Consider the following 17,201-nt stretch of genomic DNA (forward strand, 5'->3'; position numbering starts at 1 on the left):
TATGAGTGATAGTTATAAAATTAAGTATTATGATAATAAAAAGGAGAAGTTAATTAGCGGTATTATTACTCTAATAATTTCAGCCGCCATATTATCATTTATTTTAACTTATAAAACCGTTTTTTTAACTATGACTCCCCCTGCTTATATTGATATAAACTTTGATATGGATGATATGGGTGCTAATTTTGGAACTGATGAAGTGGGTTTAGGGGATGAAGAGCCTATTGATCAAGATGTTTTATCGGGTGAAGGTGGAGAAGTACAATCAGTAACAAATCTTGAAGATAAATCTTCCCAAGATTCAAAACAAGAAGAAGAAAACAAACCTATTTTAGCCAATCAGAGCGAAACCAAAGATATTGTTCCCGAACCTGCTAAAAAAACGGTAATTAAGAAAAAGGATAAAACCAAACCTGTAACTAAAATTAACTCAAAAACTATCCCAAATAAAACTAAATCCAAAACAGTAGCAGGTGTAGGAAATAAGAGTTCTACAGGAGGTAATCCCAAAGGAAATGCCGCTCTAGGAAATTTAATAAAAGGTAAAGGAACAGGAACATTTTCCACCGGTGAAGGGACCGGAGGAAGACCGGGTCAAAACCAAGGAGTAGAAACAGGAGGAAACGGAAGCGGTGGAGAGGGAATTGGAAACGGAAGAAAATTAGTCAGCTTCATTCCGGGTACTATGGGAAGAGGCGGAAAAGTTCCCGAACATAGTTGCAATGGTTCCGGAACTATTATTTTTTCCTATATTCTTGATAAAAATGGAAATGTTATTTCTGTTAGTCGAAAGTCAGGGATAAATAATACTTGTTTATTGAATACAGGCATTAAATGGATTAAACAATACGTAAAAGGTAATGCAGGTACTCGATCGGTAACCGGCACGTATAAAATCAATTTTTAAAAATAGTTGAAAAAAAACCAAATAAAAAAAACTTTCTATACCATAGAAAGTTTTTTTTACTGAACAATATATTTATGCAACGCTTTTATCCAACACTGCCTTCTAACGAAATTTCCAGTAATTTTTTTGCTTCTACTGCAAATTCCATAGGAAGCTTATCAAGTACTTCTCTACTAAATCCATTAACAATTAATGCTATTGCAGTTTCCGTATCAATACCTCGCTGGTTGCAATAAAAAATCTGATCTTCACCTATTTTGGAGGTTGTGGCTTCATGTTCCATTTGGGCAGATTTATTTTTTATTTCAATATAGGGAAAGGTATGAGCTCCACAATTATTACCCATCAGCAAAGAATCACATTGAGAGAAATTTCTTGCATTATCTGCTTGAGGTAAAACTTTAACTAATCCTCGATAGCTGTTTTGTGATTTACCTGCAGAAATTCCTTTTGATATAATTGTTGATCGTGTATTTTTTCCAATATGGATCATTTTTGTTCCTGTATCTGCCTGTTGAAAATTATTAGTTACTGCTATTGAATAAAATTCTCCAATTGAATTATCTCCTTTTAAAATACAGGATGGATATTTCCATGTTACAGCAGAACCCGTTTCAACTTGTGTCCAAGAAATTTTAGCGTTTTTTTCGCAAAGAGCTCTTTTGGTTACGAAGTTATAAATACCTCCTTTACCATCCTTATCTCCCGGATACCAATTTTGAACGGTTGAATATTTTATTTCTGCTCCGTCTAAAGCGATTAATTCAACCACGGCTGCATGTAATTGATTTTCGTCTCTTTGAGGTGCTGTACATCCTTCCAAATAGGAAACATAGCTTCCTTCATCGGCTATTAGAAGTGTTCTTTCAAATTGACCGGTTCCGGATTGATTAATTCTAAAATAGGTAGAAAGTTCCATCGGACATTTCACTCCTTTTGGTATATAGCAAAACGAACCATCTGAAAAAACTGCCGAATTTAAAGCAGAATAAAAATTATCGCTTTTAGGCACTACTTTTCCTAAATATTTTCTAACTAAATCCGGATGATTTTGAATGGCTTCGCTAATAGAACAAAAAATAATTCCTTTTTCAGCCAATGTTTCTGTGAAGGTTGTTTTAACTGAAACACTATCTATTACCGCATCTACTGCTACACCTGTTAATCTTTTTTGTTCTTCTAACGGAATGCCTAGTTTGTCAAAAGTATTCAATAATTCCTGGTCTACTTCTTCTAAACTCGTTAATTCTTTTTTCTGTTTAGGTGCCGCATAATATTTTATATTATTGAAATCAGGCTCTTTAAAAGTAACATTAGCCCAATGAGGAGCTTTCATTTCTTTCCATAATTTAAAAGAGTCTAATCTCCATTCCAACATCCATTCCGGTTCATTCTTTCTTTTGGAAATTTCACGAACTATATCTTCATTTAATCCGGTAGGGAAATCTTCATATTCCAAATCCGTGGTCCAACCATATTCATAATCTTTTTGTTCAAGGTCTAACCGTAATTCTTCTTCTGTATATTTTGCTCTGCTCATTTTATCAATTGATTTGATTCGAAGACAGCTCAGCCATCTTTATTAAACTTGGATTGGTTCTATGTGCAAAAATACTGAGTTTATCAAACATTATAAATACACATTGATAGATTTTTTAAATAATGGAATTTTAAATTTTAAACTAGAGATGGTTTTTGAATAATAGAATAAAATCAAGTATTTTATTAAGCTATATTAATTAAAAAAAATGTTTAATAAAAATATAAATATTCAAAATTAAAATTATAAATTAAGCATGTATTAGACTAATTATAAATTATTTAAAATAAATATATAATAAATTATAATAAATATTTCATAAAACTACTAATAAGTATCTTTTTATAATTTTTGAATCATTTTTTTATACATTAGCCGAAAATAAATTTTTATATGAAGAAAATAATTTTATCTTTATTTATTGTTAATACAATTACTTTTCAATCTTGTAAAAACGACCAAAAAACAACTGAAAATCAACAAATAACGGAATCCAATTCAAATATAATAAAGGAAGAACCTATTGACTTATCTACAGACACTGTAAGTGAAATTTTAAACCAAGACATTCCTAAATTTTCAGACGCTAAAATACAAAAGTTTTTGGTAGATTATAAATCGTATATTGATCAATATATTAATGCTGCCGATGCAAAAGATATTAATAAATTAACAGAGCTTACCAAGAAAAATCAAAAATTAATTATTACTAGAAAAATTATAAGTGAAGAATTGTCTTCAAACCCTAAAGAATTAAATAAATTTAATGATTTCGTAAGAAAGTTAGATAGCATGGCTGCTGAAGTAATGAAGAAATAAGTGTAAGTAATTAATAGCTATAAAAAAACCTTCTTTTTAAAAAGAAGGTTTTTTATATACTTTTTTATTCTTTTAAACAGCAAAACTTTCACCGCACCCACAGGTTCTTTGAGCATTGGGATTGTTAAAAACAAAACCTTTTCCATTTAAACCTCCGGAGTACTCTAACGTAGTTCCTACTAAATAAAGAAAGGATTTTTTATCAACCAATATCTTAATTCCTTTATCTTCAAAGACTTTATCTTCAGGGTTTTGATTGTGATCGAAATTCAGCTTATATGACAATCCCGAACACCCCCCGCTTGCTACTCCTACTCTTACGAAATCTTTAGTACTGTCAAAACCACTTTCTTTCATTAATTCAATGATTTTTTTTTCTGCTTCTTGCGATACCTTTATCATACTATTAAACAAATAAATAGGTTTACACTAATACAAAATTACAAATAATAATTCTTACTCATTTTACACTACATATAAGTAATTGTAATAATGACATCAATTAAAATTTTGATTTAACCAGAATTCCATAATTTCTAAGCATTCTTCAGGTGCTTCTAATGCTCCCATATGTCCGGTAGAAATCTCAAAAATAGAAAGATGTTCTGTACCTTCTAATTTATTTATTAATTCGGCATTTTTAATTGCAGTATCATATTTACCCAAAATGAGTAAGATGGGTTTGTCTAAATTCCTTAAAACATCTGTCCTGTCTTTACGTAACCTCATGCCTTTTAAAGCAGCTGATATCCCTGTTAAAGAAGCATGTTTAGCCCAAGAAATTGCTGTTTTTATTTCTGATTGCATAAGGGGAACATTTTCAGGAGCAAATAAATTAGGAATTGATAAACGGAAAAATTCTTTAGGATTTTTAACTACTACTTCGGCAGCTTTTAATCTTTGTTCTTTTTTTATTTCATCATCCGGTAATGTGGTAGAATAAAATAAACCCAATCCGGAAACTTTATACTTATATAAATCTGCAAAGGCCAATGCTACATATCCTCCCATCGAATGGCCTATAATTATTACATCATCTATTTTCAAATGCTCCAAAACATTGTTTACTTTTTTGGCCATATCTTCCATTCTGTTGACTTCATTTGTTTTTTTAGAAGATCTTCCATGGCCCGGTAAATCAATGGCTATAACTCTGTATTTCTTGGATAAATTATTTTGAAAAAACCTCCACATTCTTGAATTTTCTAAGAAACCGTGTAAAAAAACTATAACTTTACCTTTTCCTTTATCTCTGTAGTATAGCATACTGTTATAAGCATTAATAAATACAAAAGTACAATTTTTTACAAAGCAACTTAAGAATCCTTTGTTTTCAATTTTTATATCAGTATTTATACCATTTTTAATTTTAATTTACTATTTTTACCATTAAAATTATCCTGAGTAGCCTTTAACGATCTACTTTTTGATTGATTGTTTTTACAGATTTTTTAATAAAATATATATAATATAAAAGATATGAAAATTATTAAATTAGCATTGCTATCTTCTATTGGCTTATTAGCAATGTCTTGTATAAGTAGAAAAGAATTTGAACAGGCAAAAGCTAATTATGAATCTTGTCTAGAAAGAAATGTTGAAAAAGATCGTTCGATCACTTCTTTAAAAGAGAGAAACAAATCTTTGGAAGAACAAATGAATTTGATACGTAAACAAAATGACGTATTACAACAAAATTTAGCCGACTGTATGGCTACCGGAAAAGCCGGAACTGTTAATATAGACAAATTAATTAGTCAAATTAATGAATCTAATGCGTATATTAAACGTTTGACTGAAGCTCGTGCAAAAAATGACTCTTTAAATCTTGCTTTATCTAATAAATTAAAACGTTCTTTAGATAATTTAAATGACAGCGATGTAGACGTTCAAGTTCAAAAAGGAGTAGTATTCATCTCATTATCAGATAAAATGCTTTATAAATCCGGTAGTTATGATGTGCTTCCAACTGCAGAAAATGTTTTGGAAAAGGTAGCTAAAATTATCAATGATTATAAAGATTATGATGTTCAAGTTCAGGGATATACTGACAATGATCAATTTAAAAATTCTGCTGCAGGTTGTATAAGAGATAATTGGGATTTGAGCGCCATGAGAGCAACCTCAGTTGTTAAAATGTTACAAACTAAATTCGGAGTGGATCCTGCCAGATTACTTGCCGGAGGTCACGGAGAATATCAACCAAAAGTTCCTAACACAAATCCTGAAAATAAAGCAGTTAACAGAAGAACTGAAATTGTAATTCTTCCTAAACTAGATCAATTTATGCAATTAATGGATCAAAAAGTAAAATAAAATACTTTTCTTTGATTTACAATATACGAGGATCCTTTTTGGGATCCTTTTCTTTTTATTAAAAACCCGGTAATATCTTTTTTTTTCGCTGAAAATTATTTTTTAATTTTGTATTCTAAACTAAAAACAGTAGATATGGAAATAGCAGGAAGAATAAAATTAATATCTGATATTCAAACATTTGATAGCGGATTCAGAAAAAGAGAAGTAGTGTTAACTACGGAAGAACAATATCCTCAGCATATTTTAATTGAGCTTTTAGGAGATCGGGTAGATATCATTAATTCTTTTAATGTAGGAGATGATGTAAGAGTATCAATTAATATCAGAGGCCGTGAATGGGTTAATCCACAAGGTGAAACTAAATATTTCAACAGCATAACCGGCTGGAGAATTGAAAAATTAATGCCTGTTTCTTCCGGAATGGGACAAGATAATCCTATGGTTCCTCCTTCCGCACATATATCTCCTGCATCGTCTGCTCCAAGTATGCAAGAAGAAGAGGATGATGATTTACCGTTTTAAATAAAATACTCATATATTTTAAAATTATTCAAGCACCGCTAAAAAAGGTGCTTTTTTTATACGTATGTATTGGTTAACACAAAAATTAGAATTTCCCGATATCTCTTTGGCTGATGAAAGCGGACTTCTTGCCATAGGTGGAGATTTAACATCGGAAAGATTACTTCTGGCATACAAATCTGGGATTTTTCCTTGGTATAATCCTAAGGAAATTATACAATGGTGGTCTCCTGATCCCAGATTTGTACTCTATCCAAAAAATTTAAAAATTTCTAAATCAACTAAGAAATTACTGAATCAAGAGTATTTTGAATTTACGGAAAACCAATGTTTTCCGGAAGTAATTAAACAATGTGCTTCCATTAAAAGAACTGGTCAAGCAGGAACTTGGATTACCGAAGAAATGTTCCATGCTTATTGTAACTTGCATGAAAGGGGATTGGCAAAAAGTGTTGAGGTTTGGAAAAACCATGATTTGGTGGGAGGATTTTACGGTATAGATTTACATACCGTATTTTGCGGAGAAAGTATGTTTTCAAAAATCAGTAATGCTTCAAAATGCGGATTTACCTATTTCACCCAAAAATATTCTCATCAATATAAAATTATTGATTGTCAAATTTATTCTTCTTATCTGGAACAACTTGGAGCCGTTGAAATCTCACGGGAAAAATTCAAAACCTACTTAGAATGCGAGGCCATTAAAAATTTGGATTTCAATTTATAAATGCCTATTTTAGCGCACTAAAAACATATTCAGACACATGTCAAAACATAAAGGAAAGCACAATTACGCAACTAAAGAAATTTTAGATTCTTTAAATACTTCTGCCTTAGATGGTGAAAAATTCTTACAAAAGTATGCAAAACCGATAGGTATTTTTTTTGCTATTGTAATTATCGCAGTTTTAGGATATGTTATTTATGATAATTATGTAGTAACTCCAAAGAATATTGAGGCTTCCGATTTACTGGTAGATGCTCAAAATTTATATGATGAAGGAAAAACAGATCAGGCATTAGGTGGAAAATCCAGCGGAGTTTCCGGTTTTATTGACATCGCTGAAGAATATGGATCTACAAAAGCAGGAAAATTTGCTCATTTATATGCCGGAATAGCCGAATTTAAAAAAGGAAACTATCAAAATGCATTGGACCATTTTAACCAATTTGATACTTCTGACAAAGATTTAAAAGCCGTTAAATATGGCGCTATTGCTGATACTTATGCCGAACTTAATAACACAGATGAAGCACTAAATTATATGACTAAAGCTGCTAATGAAAGTTCAAATGCAGCCACTGTTTATCAATTCAGTAAAAAAGCCGGTATATTAGCTATGTCTTTAAACCAAAACGAAAAAGCCTTAGAATTTTTTCAAAATATTAAAGATAAATTTCCGGATGTAGATGCTTCAGGAGAAGTAGACGCATATATCGAAAGACTTAAATACGCAACAGGAAAACAATAATGGCAACAACAAACTTATCTATCTATAATAAAGAAAATTTACCCAATGCCGGAGCCTATCGTTTCGGTATTGTTATTTCAGATTGGAATTCTGAAGTTACTTATAACTTACACCAAGGAGCTGTTGATACTTTACTTGATTTAGGTGCTAAAGAATCTGATATTGATTCTATATTCGTACCCGGATCTGTTGAATTAGTATACGGTGCAACCAAACTATGTAACACAAAGCTTTATGATGCAGTTATTGTAATAGGATGCGTTATAAGGGGCGAAACGGCTCATTTTGATTATGTATGTAAAACTGTTACGGATGGTGTTACGTATTTAAATACTCACATGGACACACCGGTGGTATTTTGCGTACTTACGGATGATCATGTACAACAGTCTTTAGATCGTAGTGGTGGAAAATTAGGAAATAAAGGGGTAGAAGCCGGAGTAGTTGCAGTACGAATGGCTGAGTTAAAGAATAAGTAATTTTATTACTTATTCTCTATAGGCTTTAATTTCGTTTATTATCTCTTCAGCGCCCATTTTTTTAGATTTTAAGGCAAGTATTCTTCCTTTTTCAAATGATTCTGAAATTGGAAAACTTTCATCTAGAAGTACTTTTTTAGTTCCGTCTAAAGAAACTATTCCAGCCTTAAAATATACTTGATTATTTTTAATTTTGGCTAAAGCTCCTATGGGCGCGGTACATCCTCCTTCAATGCTATTTAAAAAATCCCTTTCAATATCTATACAGATTTGAGTGTCCTTATGATTAATTTTTCTTACCAATTCTGTTAATTCTCTGTTTTTTTCCAAAGAGGTAATGCCAACTACACCTTGTGCCGGAGCCGGAATAATAAAATCCAATACTTCATAATCCAAAGGTAAACCCAGTCTCTTTATTCCTGCAAGTGAAAAAATAGTCCCATCAAAACCTTCTGCATCTAATTTTGATAATCTGGTTTGTACATTTCCGCGTATATTTCCAAATGTTACTTCTGGATATTTTGCTTTCCAAAAGGCTCTCCTTCTTAAACTGCCTGTTCCTAAATATAAATTTTCATAAGAACTTAGTTTGTCTATTTTATTCGGATTTCTAACTAATACATCTGCTTCATAATCCCTTTCTAGAACCGCTGATAAATGTATTCCTTCCGGTAATAAGGTGGGTACATCCTTGAGACTGTGTACAGCAACATCTATCTTATCATTTAAAAGTGCAATATCCAAATCTCTTGTGAAAACACCTATAATATCCATTTGATACAAAGGTTGTGTGAGATTTTTATCTCCATGTGAGGTAATGGGTACAATTACAGCTTGGAAACCTAATTCCTTAATTTTCTTTTGCACTTTTAACGCTTGCCACATTGCTAATGGGCTGTTTCGTGTTCCAATACGAATAGGGCTCATAAATATTTTATACTTTATATTCTTGCAGTTGAAACATTTCCGTAAATAAATTTATGGTGTCATCTGCTTTTTCAGGGTTAGTAATAAGATAGTTAGCTAGTCTGTTGGTAATTTTTTGTACTAAACGATTTGATAATTCTGTTTCTTCTTCTGAAACTACCATCTGATCTTTTTTTAGTGTTTTCAATTGATGTTCTTTAATTCTCTCTAAATCTGATTTGAAAGCGTGAATGATCGGCGCATATTTTCTATTTTCAGACCAAATTATAAATTCATTTATCATTTCGTCTATAATCACTTCGGCTATAGGAATTTCTTTATTTCTTAGTTCCAGTGTTTCGTTGATTTTTTGGGACAAATCATCAACATTTAGTAAAGTTATATGATTGTATTCTTTTACAGATAAACAAACATTGGAAGGGATGGATAAATCAATTAAAGTTATGGGTTGATTAGAAAGTAAATCTTTTTTTGTAATTATAGGTTTCGATGCCCCGGTTGCTACAATAACAATATCTGAATTAATAACCTGTTCTTGCATTTGCTCATAGTTTGCCACCTTTAGATTGAATGTTTGGGCTACTTCTTGCGCTTTAGAAAAGGTTCTGTTAAGTACTGTTATGTTAGGATTATTGATATGTTTTATTAAATTTTCACAAGTATTTTTACCAATTTTTCCTGTACCAATCAAGGTAATTTTTTTCTCTGATAGTTGCGTGAAATGAGTTAAAATATAATGCACTGCTGCATAAGACATAGACGTAATTCCTGTACTTATTGAAGTTGTATACTTAATTTTTTTTGAGGTTTGAATGCCTGTATTTAGTAATCTTTCCAAAAAAGCATTAGTGCAATTATGTTTTTTAAATCTTTTAAACCATGTTTTTATTTGAGATATGATTTCAAAATCACCTATAATTTGACTTTCTAAACCGGCTGAAACTCTTAAAAAATGTTTAATGGCTTCTTCTCTTCTATAAAGGGTTATATACTTTCTAAATTCAGCAGAATCTACTTTTATTTGCTTGCAAAATATATCAATTACATAATCCGGGTTTTCTGTTTGAAAATATAATTCTGTACGGTTACATGTGGATAGTATGAAAATATGAGTGTCCGACAGGGAGTTAATTTTGTTGGAAAACTCTTCCACAAATTCAGGAAAAAAACTAAATTTTCCTCTAATTTCTGTATCTGCCTTTACAAAGCTCAAACTTATTGCATAAAAGTTTTTAATATTATTAGGCTGAAGCTTTTTCATATATTTTGTTGAAGCAAATTTATGAGTCCATGTATGGAGAAAATACCTATATTTATAAAAAAATACCTCTAAAAGTAAATTTTTACAATTTTAGAACTAATCTAAATAGTTAATTAACATGATAAATATCATGATTTTGTGGTAGTAAATTGATAGATAAAGAATTTGATAATGGATTTAAAAAATACCTTTAAAAGTAGAATCAGAGAAAACAAAATTGGATCGGATATTTATATGGCTCAGATAGATAATTATACTATTCTGACTGATACTATTTCCAAACCTGTTGGTAAACGGTTTGTGCAATTTTATCTTTGTACTAAAGGAAGAGCCTCTTTTCATTTTAAAAATGAATCTTTACGTGTTATGAATGAAGGGAATTCCTTACTTCTTTTTCATCCTGAAATAGATATTCCTATTAATATCAGTTTATCGAAAAAATCAAAACTGGTCATTTTTGTAATAGCTATTCAAAAACTGGAAGATATTTTTTCCAAACATAAAGATAAACTTCCTTTACTCATTCAAAACAATTACACTAAATTTTATCATGAAAAGCCTTTAAGCATTCAAGAAAAGTTAATTATTTCACAACTTGAAGATTTTACCTTAGATCAAGAATTTGAAAACCATTATTTGACATTGAAATTACATGAATTCTTACTTTATTATTTTTCTTCAAATACCTCTACTTCTTCATACCATTTACCTATAAAAGATGAAAAATTCATTCGTAAGATTTATGAAATAAAAGAGGTCTTAATGGAGAATATAGCTTCTCCACCTACTTTAAAAGAACTTTCTGAATCTACTAATTTAAGTGAGTATAAAATTAAAGAAGGTTTTAAAAAAATATACGGAAAATCAATTTCTCATTTTATACTGGATACAAAATTAGAAATCGGTAAAGAAAAATTAAACTTGAAAGTTAAACAGGTGCAGGAAATCGCTTATGATTTAGGATATGAAAATCCCAGTCATTTTATAGAAGCTTTTAAGAAAAAATATGGAATTACTCCCAAGCAATGGATGATGAAATAACAATTTTTTCATAATTGATATATACATTTATTTTAAATTTTTTTTTCTCTTTATTAGGATATAAATATCTTCTTCCGAATCGGGATCATTATTTTTATATATGACGATAATTTAAATCTTCTCCAACTAATTTTATTCAAATACATAATAAATTATTAAATATTTATAAGACATATATTTCTTTGCATTTTCAAAACAAATAGAAATTTTATTTCTCTATAACATCAACCTAATTTAAAATTTAGTATTTTTAGATTATAATTTATATGCTTTAATGAAACAAAAGGAAAAAGTAGAATACATAATAACGGAGTTAAACAAGCTCTATCCAAACCCTATTGCTCCGTTAGTCTATCAGGATGTATTTACTTTATTAATTTCCGTATTACTTTCTGCTCAAACAACGGATAAGAAGGTTAATGAAGTTACACCTGCTCTCTACAAAGTTGCTCCCAATGCTTTTAAAATGGCTGAATTGCCTGAGTGGGAAATCAAAGAATATATAAAAGAAATAGGCTTATCGAATACTAAATCCAAAAATATCCATAAACTTTCTACTATTTTGGTAGAAAAATATAACGGTGAAGTTCCGGAAAGTTTTGAGGAATTAGAGGCCTTACCCGGTGTGGGTCATAAAACGGCTTCCGTTGTCATGAGCCAAGGTTTTGGACACCCGGCATTTCCTGTTGATACACACATTCACAGACTTATGAAATTATGGAAATTAACCAACGGAAAAAATGTTGAACAAACAGAAAAAGATGCTAAACGGTTATTTCCTAAAGAATTATGGAATATCTTACACATTCAAATTATTTTTTACGGTCGGGAATATTCTCCGGCTAGAGGCTGGAATCTAGAAAAAGATTTTATAACCAAATATTTATTAGAAAATTAGTTAATTAAAATTATGAAAAATATTGTTCTTGTAGCAGGGGCTTTTTATGGGTTGATTTCCATTATTCTAGGAGCATTCGGTGCTCATGCTTTTAAAAAAATACTTTCAGCTGAAAAATTAGTAAGCTTTGAAACGGGTGTTAAATATCAAATGTATCATGCATTGGCTCTTTTAATTATTGGATTTTCTCTATCGTTTAGCTCGGGTTTGGAAAAATGGGCCGGATGGGGAATGATCATAGGTACATTTCTATTTTCTTTCAGTATTTATCTATTAGCTTTTTCTAATTATTGGAATATCAATTTACGTTTTTTAGGCCCTGTAACTCCCATTGGTGGAACATTTATGATCATAGGGTGGGCTTGTTTATTATTTTATTTTATTAAAAGTAATTAAATGCTCTTTTAAGAACGTTCTAACTTTTACTATTACAAATTCATATGACAACATCAAGTAAAATTTAGAAGAGTCATTTTTTAATTCATTTTGATAAAAGTCTTCGTATAGCCTGGGAGAAAAGTCGTGTAAATGAACACTTTGGTGTAAGTTAGTATTTTCATAACAAGCAATATCTTTTCTACTGATATAAGGAGGATAAATGGTGAAAGTAGGTTTTTGCAGGGCTTTTGCCGTAATTACAAATCTACTGCTATTTCCAATAAATAAAGTGGAATTTTGCATAAAAGCGGCATACTCACGTATCGTTTTTCCTACCGGCTGAACAAATACTTTGGTATTGGAATTTAGTAAAGATAGCAGTTCGTTTACTTGTTTATACTGCGATGGCAAATAGGTAAATAATAAATCGGCTCTATAATTTGCCCATATAAAATCTATAAGTTTTGCCATATTACCCATCGTCCAAGTATTATGTATGTTTGAACCCAAAACACCCAACATAATTACCGGTCGTTTAAAATGTATGCCTGCATTTATCATTTTTTCTTTAGCGTCCTCAATTTCATCTTCAGCTAGATATATTTTAGCTAACGGATCGATAGGTATAGGGTTATCTTTTAGAAATTCTTGTAAGATTACTAAACGATCTTCCAATAAGGTACACGTTTGAGTAATTGGTTCTTCTACTTTAGAGACAGTTTTATCATAAAATTTATCCAATAAAGGATTGGAAAAACTGTATTTTTTCTTTGCTTTTGAAAATAGGGTTAGCAGAATACTGTTAAAATTCTGCGACATATCAATTAGTATGTCGTATTTTTCACTTCTTACTAACTGGATATATTTATATACGAAAAGTACGGAACGTATATGCTCCGTATCTATAGCTATTATACGGTCAATATTAGGATTTCTCTGTATAACTCCAATATATTTTTTATAACAAAGAAAATCTATCTTAATATCCGGATAGATTTTCTTTAGATTATTAGGAATTACACTGGAGAGTAATACTTCTCCCACATTGTTATATTGTATTAATAGCGCTTTCACTATATGATTAATATCTAAACAGATACGTTATGCTCTCTAAGAGCATCATTTAACGATGTTTTCTTGTCTGTACTTTCTTTTCTAGTTCCTATAATTAAGGCACAATTTACGTTATATTCTCCTGCAGGGAATTTTTTAGTTATAGACCCGGGAATTACTACTGAACGTGGAGGCACATATCCTCTATATTCTTTAGGTTCGCTTCCTGAAACATCAATTATTTTAGTAGAAGAAGTTAAGGTAACGTTTGCTCCTAAAACCGCTTCATCATCAACATGTACACCCTCTACAACAATACAACGTGAACCAATAAAGCAATTATTTCCAATAATAACCGGTGCCGCTTGTAAAGGTTCTAAAACACCACCAATACCAACACCTCCGCTTAAATGTACATTTTTACCAATTTGAGCACAACTTCCTACGGTTGCCCAAGTATCTACCATAGTACCTTCATCTACATAAGCACCTATATTAACATAAGAAGGCATTAAGATCGCACCGCTGGAAATATATGCTCCTTTTCTTGCAACTGCATGAGGTACTACACGAACTCCTTTTTCTGCATATCCTGTTTTTAAAGGAATTTTATCATGATACTCAAAAATACCTACTTCATAGGTTTCCATTTTTTGTATTGGAAAATATAATACTACCGCTTTTTTAACCCACTCATTTACTTGCCATTTTCCATCTTCTAACGGCTGTGCTACTCTTAGTTTTCCTGAATCTAACAATTCAATTACTTCTCTAATTGCTTTTTGATATTCTTTATCCGATAATAATGCACGGTCATTCCAAACTTTTTCAATAGTTTGTTGTAAATCTTTCATATTTTTTGTTTATACAACAAATTTAACAATTTTTATAATTGTTTTTTACGTTTATTTACATGTATACACACATATTTTAGAAATATACTAAAAGTAAAATTTATTATTAGATAAATTTTTATTCATTTTTAATAAAATAAACAGTAATGTATAAATATAATTAGCCGGTAAATATTAAAAATTTATAATGGATATTGATTTTAAGTTTGGGAAAATTGGGCTTCGTAAAGTTTTCTATAGTACCCCTTTCGTTGTAACAAGGAATTATGGTTTCCCATTTCAACTATTTTTCCATGATCTAATACGATAATTTTGTCCGCATTCTGTATGGTAGCTAAACGATGAGCAATAATAATGGAAGTTCGATTTTTAGTAATCTTATCGGTAGCTTTTTGTATTAATTCCTCTGATTTAGTGTCTATAGAAGAAGTTGCTTCATCTAACACCAGAATAGAAGGGTTATATAAATAAGCCCGTAAAAAGGAAATCAATTGTCGTTGACCTAAAGAGATGGAAGCTCCCCGTTCGCTTACTTCATAGCCGTAACCATTGGGAAGGCTCATTATAAAATCATCTATTTGAATTTCTTTTGCAGCTTTGCTTACTTCTTCTAAGGTTATATCTTTATTTCCAAAAGTGATATTTTCTAAAATGGTATCATTAAACAAAAATACATCTTGTAATACTACAGCGATGTGCGACCGTAAATTGTATAATTCATATGATTTTATATCCGTTCCGTCTATATATATATGTCCTCCCGAAATTTCATAAAAACGGCTTAATAAATTTATAATAGTTGATTTTCCTGCTCCGGTAGCTCCAACAATTGCTACTTTTTCTCCACCGGAAACCGTAAATGAAAGATCTTTAAGAACACTTTCTCCTTTTACGTATGAAAATGACACATGGTCAAAAATGATATCTCCTTTAATGATATCTTTTTTTACAGTTCCTTTATTTGATATTTCATGATTGGAATCCAAAACGGTAAAAACTCGTTCCGCTCCAACAATACCTCTTTGAATGGTATTAAAGCGATCTGCTATTTGCCTCATGGGCCTCACCAGCATGTTCACATAGGAAGTAGTAAAAGCTATAACTACACCCGGTGATATATTGTGTGCCGTTAATGCATTATAACCTGCATACCATATCATGACACCAATGGCAATACCGGTAATAATATCTACAGCAGGAAAAAAAAGTGAAAAATAGAAAACTGTTTTAAGATAGGCTTTTTCTAATTTTTGATTAATTTGAAAAAACTTTTTATATTCTTTTTTCTGTTGATTAAATACTTGAACGATGGTCATTCCTGACAGCCTCTCTTGAACAAAGCTGTTTTGATTAGCTGTTTGATTTCTTTCTTCAGAAAAAGCTTTTTTTATGGCTTTTTGAAATATTCGGGTTATAATAGTCATTATCGGGAAGATGAACAATGCTATGGTTGCTAATTCCCAATTAATCCAATACATCGTTACTACCACAAAAATTATACGAAGAATATCTCCTAAAACCATTAAAATTCCATCGGTATAAATAGTTGAAATAGTTTCGATATCGGATACAGAACGAGTGACTAACACTCCTAAAGGCGTTTTATCGAAAAAAGAAGATTTAAAATATATGAGCTTTTTGTATAATTTTATACGTAAGCTACGAATTACATTTTGGGCAACAAAGTTAGAAGCATAAACTAAAAAAAATTGTAAAACAACTTCAGTCAACATTAATAAAAAAATAAGCAAAAGGGAATGATATAAATTTGAAAAATTTTTATTTTTAATAATATTAACATCTATTGCATGACTAATTACAACCGGACGGAAAGAGGAAACATATGCTAACGCCAATGCTATAAAAATTGTAGAATAAAACCATACAGGATATTTACTTCCCAATTCCATTAATCGAGAAAGTGCTTGACCTGCTTTTACGTTTTTTTCTTTTTTATGTTTCATAATATATCCTGAGGATAGTTAACTTTCACTAAAGTAAGACCTTTAGCAGGTGCTGAAGTGGAAGCAAATTTACGGTCTTTTTTTTCAATTATGTTTCTAAATTCCTTTTCATCAATTTTTCCTCTGCCAACATCCATGAGAGTTCCTGCAATTGCTCTAACCATATTTCTCAAAAATCTATTGGCAGCAATGGTAAATACTAATTCATCTTCATATTGTTTCCATTCTGCTTGGTAAATATAGCAATCATTCGTTTTATTATCCGAATGTAGTTTTGAAAAACTGGTAAAGTCTTTATATTCAAATAATACTTTTGCAGCTTTGTTCATTTTATCTACATCAAACTGATAGAAAAGAAATTGAGCATGGAATTGCTGTTTAAAAGGATTTTTCAGAGTAGAAATTCTATACTTATAAATTCTTTCCGTTGCATCGAAACGTGCATGTGCGGAGTCTTTAACTCGGAATATTGCTTTTATGGAAATATCCGAAGGCAATAAAGAATTTAATTTTCTAACCATTTGATCCGGCAATTCTTCTTCCCAATCAAAATGAGCATACATTTCAGCCGCATGAACTCCCGTATCGGTTCTTCCTGCACCTATTGTTTTTATTTCTTTTCTAAGTAATCGACTTAATGCCGATTCTAATTTTTCTTGTACTGATATATGTTTTGGCTGTCTCTGATACCCATAATACAGAGTACCATCGTATGAAAATTGAATGAAATAACGCAATTTTATTGTAAATTTACTACAAAAATA

Annotated in this window: 19 protein-coding genes; 10 read left to right on the top strand and 9 right to left on the bottom strand. The window is 30.6% G+C overall.

Translation table 11 applies throughout. The features are described from left to right. Position 1: 1 nt before the first annotated feature. Positions 2 to 910 carry a ferric siderophore ABC transporter substrate-binding protein gene (locus tag GYM73_RS09520; RefSeq protein WP_220233687.1) on the top strand — a complete coding sequence of 303 codons (909 nt, stop codon included), beginning with the start codon at positions 2 to 4 and terminating at the stop codon, positions 908 to 910. Between the two features lie 85 nt (positions 911 to 995). On the opposite strand, the gene sufB is transcribed toward GYM73_RS09520, so the two are convergent. Next, entirely contained in the window at positions 996 to 2,450 is a 1,455-nt protein-coding gene (sufB, locus tag GYM73_RS09525) for a Fe-S cluster assembly protein SufB (protein WP_220233688.1), read from the bottom strand. A 393-nt stretch (positions 2,451 to 2,843) separates the two neighbouring features. Between sufB and GYM73_RS09530 the strand changes: the two genes are divergently transcribed. Continuing rightward, complete coding sequence (locus GYM73_RS09530) at positions 2,844 to 3,269, top strand: hypothetical protein (protein ID WP_160542923.1); 426 nt, start codon at positions 2,844 to 2,846, stop codon at positions 3,267 to 3,269. 72 nt (positions 3,270 to 3,341) lie between these two features. On the opposite strand, the gene GYM73_RS09535 is transcribed toward GYM73_RS09530, so the two are convergent. Both GYM73_RS09535 and GYM73_RS09540 read right to left on the bottom strand, forming a co-directional pair. Further along, on the bottom strand, positions 3,342 to 3,671 hold the full coding sequence (locus tag GYM73_RS09535) for an iron-sulfur cluster assembly accessory protein (protein ID WP_105296495.1): 330 nt from the start codon (positions 3,669 to 3,671) through the stop codon (positions 3,342 to 3,344). A gap of 96 nt (positions 3,672 to 3,767) precedes the next feature. After that, on the bottom strand, positions 3,768 to 4,535 hold the full coding sequence (locus GYM73_RS09540) for an alpha/beta fold hydrolase (RefSeq protein WP_160542924.1): 768 nt from the start codon (positions 4,533 to 4,535) through the stop codon (positions 3,768 to 3,770). A 213-nt stretch (positions 4,536 to 4,748) separates the two neighbouring features. Here GYM73_RS09540 and GYM73_RS09545 point away from each other — a divergent pair, with 213 nt between their 5' ends. The 5 genes from GYM73_RS09545 (at position 4,749) to ribH (ending at position 8,061) form a co-directional block, all read left to right on the top strand. Beyond that, entirely contained in the window at positions 4,749 to 5,585 is an 837-nt protein-coding gene (locus GYM73_RS09545) for an OmpA family protein (RefSeq protein ID WP_220233689.1), read from the top strand. A gap of 135 nt (positions 5,586 to 5,720) precedes the next feature. Further along, the gene (locus GYM73_RS09550; protein WP_220233690.1) at positions 5,721 to 6,110 is read left to right on the top strand and encodes a DUF3127 domain-containing protein; all 390 of its coding nucleotides are present in this window, start codon (positions 5,721 to 5,723) and stop codon (positions 6,108 to 6,110) included. A 64-nt stretch (positions 6,111 to 6,174) separates the two neighbouring features. Continuing rightward, positions 6,175 to 6,837: a leucyl/phenylalanyl-tRNA--protein transferase gene (aat, locus tag GYM73_RS09555; protein WP_220233691.1), complete on the top strand. Its 663-nt coding sequence runs from the start codon at positions 6,175 to 6,177 to the stop codon at positions 6,835 to 6,837. Positions 6,838 to 6,874: 37 nt separating this feature from the next. After that, positions 6,875 to 7,582, top strand: a complete 708-nt coding sequence (locus GYM73_RS09560; protein ID WP_105296490.1) for a tetratricopeptide repeat protein — start codon at positions 6,875 to 6,877, stop codon at positions 7,580 to 7,582. Next, positions 7,582 to 8,061 (top strand): 6,7-dimethyl-8-ribityllumazine synthase, encoded by a 480-nt coding sequence (ribH, locus tag GYM73_RS09565; protein WP_220233692.1) that lies wholly within the window; start codon positions 7,582 to 7,584, stop codon positions 8,059 to 8,061. The genes GYM73_RS09560 and ribH overlap by 1 nt, the downstream gene beginning before the upstream one ends. Positions 8,062 to 8,070: 9 nt before the next feature. Here the strand turns inward: ribH and hemC are convergent, their stop codons facing one another. Together hemC and hemA are read right to left on the bottom strand one after the other, a co-directional pair. Beyond that, a complete protein-coding gene (gene hemC / locus GYM73_RS09570; RefSeq protein ID WP_220233693.1) occupies positions 8,071 to 8,988 on the bottom strand; it encodes a hydroxymethylbilane synthase in 918 nt (305 codons plus the stop codon). A 7-nt stretch (positions 8,989 to 8,995) separates the two neighbouring features. Then, positions 8,996 to 10,249 (bottom strand): glutamyl-tRNA reductase, encoded by a 1,254-nt coding sequence (hemA, locus tag GYM73_RS09575; protein ID WP_220233694.1) that lies wholly within the window; start codon positions 10,247 to 10,249, stop codon positions 8,996 to 8,998. 171 nt (positions 10,250 to 10,420) lie between these two features. Between hemA and GYM73_RS09580 the strand changes: the two genes are divergently transcribed. From GYM73_RS09580 to GYM73_RS09590, 3 genes are all read left to right on the top strand, one after another. Next, entirely contained in the window at positions 10,421 to 11,290 is an 870-nt protein-coding gene (locus GYM73_RS09580; protein ID WP_220233695.1) for an AraC family transcriptional regulator, read from the top strand. A gap of 274 nt (positions 11,291 to 11,564) precedes the next feature. Then, positions 11,565 to 12,188, top strand: coding sequence for an endonuclease III (gene nth, locus GYM73_RS09585; RefSeq protein WP_220233696.1), 624 nt, complete (start codon positions 11,565 to 11,567; stop codon positions 12,186 to 12,188). A gap of 12 nt (positions 12,189 to 12,200) precedes the next feature. Continuing rightward, positions 12,201 to 12,584: a DUF423 domain-containing protein gene (locus GYM73_RS09590; RefSeq protein WP_220233697.1), complete on the top strand. Its 384-nt coding sequence runs from the start codon at positions 12,201 to 12,203 to the stop codon at positions 12,582 to 12,584. On the opposite strand, the gene GYM73_RS09595 is transcribed toward GYM73_RS09590, so the two are convergent. The 4 genes from GYM73_RS09595 to truA form a co-directional block, all read right to left on the bottom strand. After that, positions 12,558 to 13,640 (bottom strand): glycosyltransferase family 9 protein, encoded by a 1,083-nt coding sequence (locus GYM73_RS09595; protein WP_160542933.1) that lies wholly within the window; start codon positions 13,638 to 13,640, stop codon positions 12,558 to 12,560. The two genes, GYM73_RS09590 and GYM73_RS09595, sit on opposite strands and share 27 nt — an antisense overlap. A 14-nt stretch (positions 13,641 to 13,654) precedes the next feature. Continuing rightward, on the bottom strand, positions 13,655 to 14,473 hold the full coding sequence (locus tag GYM73_RS09600) for a 2,3,4,5-tetrahydropyridine-2,6-dicarboxylate N-succinyltransferase (protein WP_160542934.1): 819 nt from the start codon (positions 14,471 to 14,473) through the stop codon (positions 13,655 to 13,657). A gap of 200 nt (positions 14,474 to 14,673) precedes the next feature. Beyond that, complete coding sequence (locus GYM73_RS09605; protein WP_220233698.1) at positions 14,674 to 16,437, bottom strand: ABC transporter ATP-binding protein; 1,764 nt, start codon at positions 16,435 to 16,437, stop codon at positions 14,674 to 14,676. Further along, positions 16,434 to 17,174: a tRNA pseudouridine(38-40) synthase TruA gene (gene truA, locus GYM73_RS09610; protein WP_220233699.1), complete on the bottom strand. Its 741-nt coding sequence runs from the start codon at positions 17,172 to 17,174 to the stop codon at positions 16,434 to 16,436. Before truA ends, GYM73_RS09605 begins: the two co-directional genes overlap by 4 nt. Positions 17,175 to 17,201 lie beyond the last annotated feature (27 nt).

Source organism: Apibacter sp. ESL0432 (assembly GCF_019469225.1).
In the GTDB taxonomy this organism is placed as follows: domain Bacteria; phylum Bacteroidota; class Bacteroidia; order Flavobacteriales; family Weeksellaceae; genus Apibacter.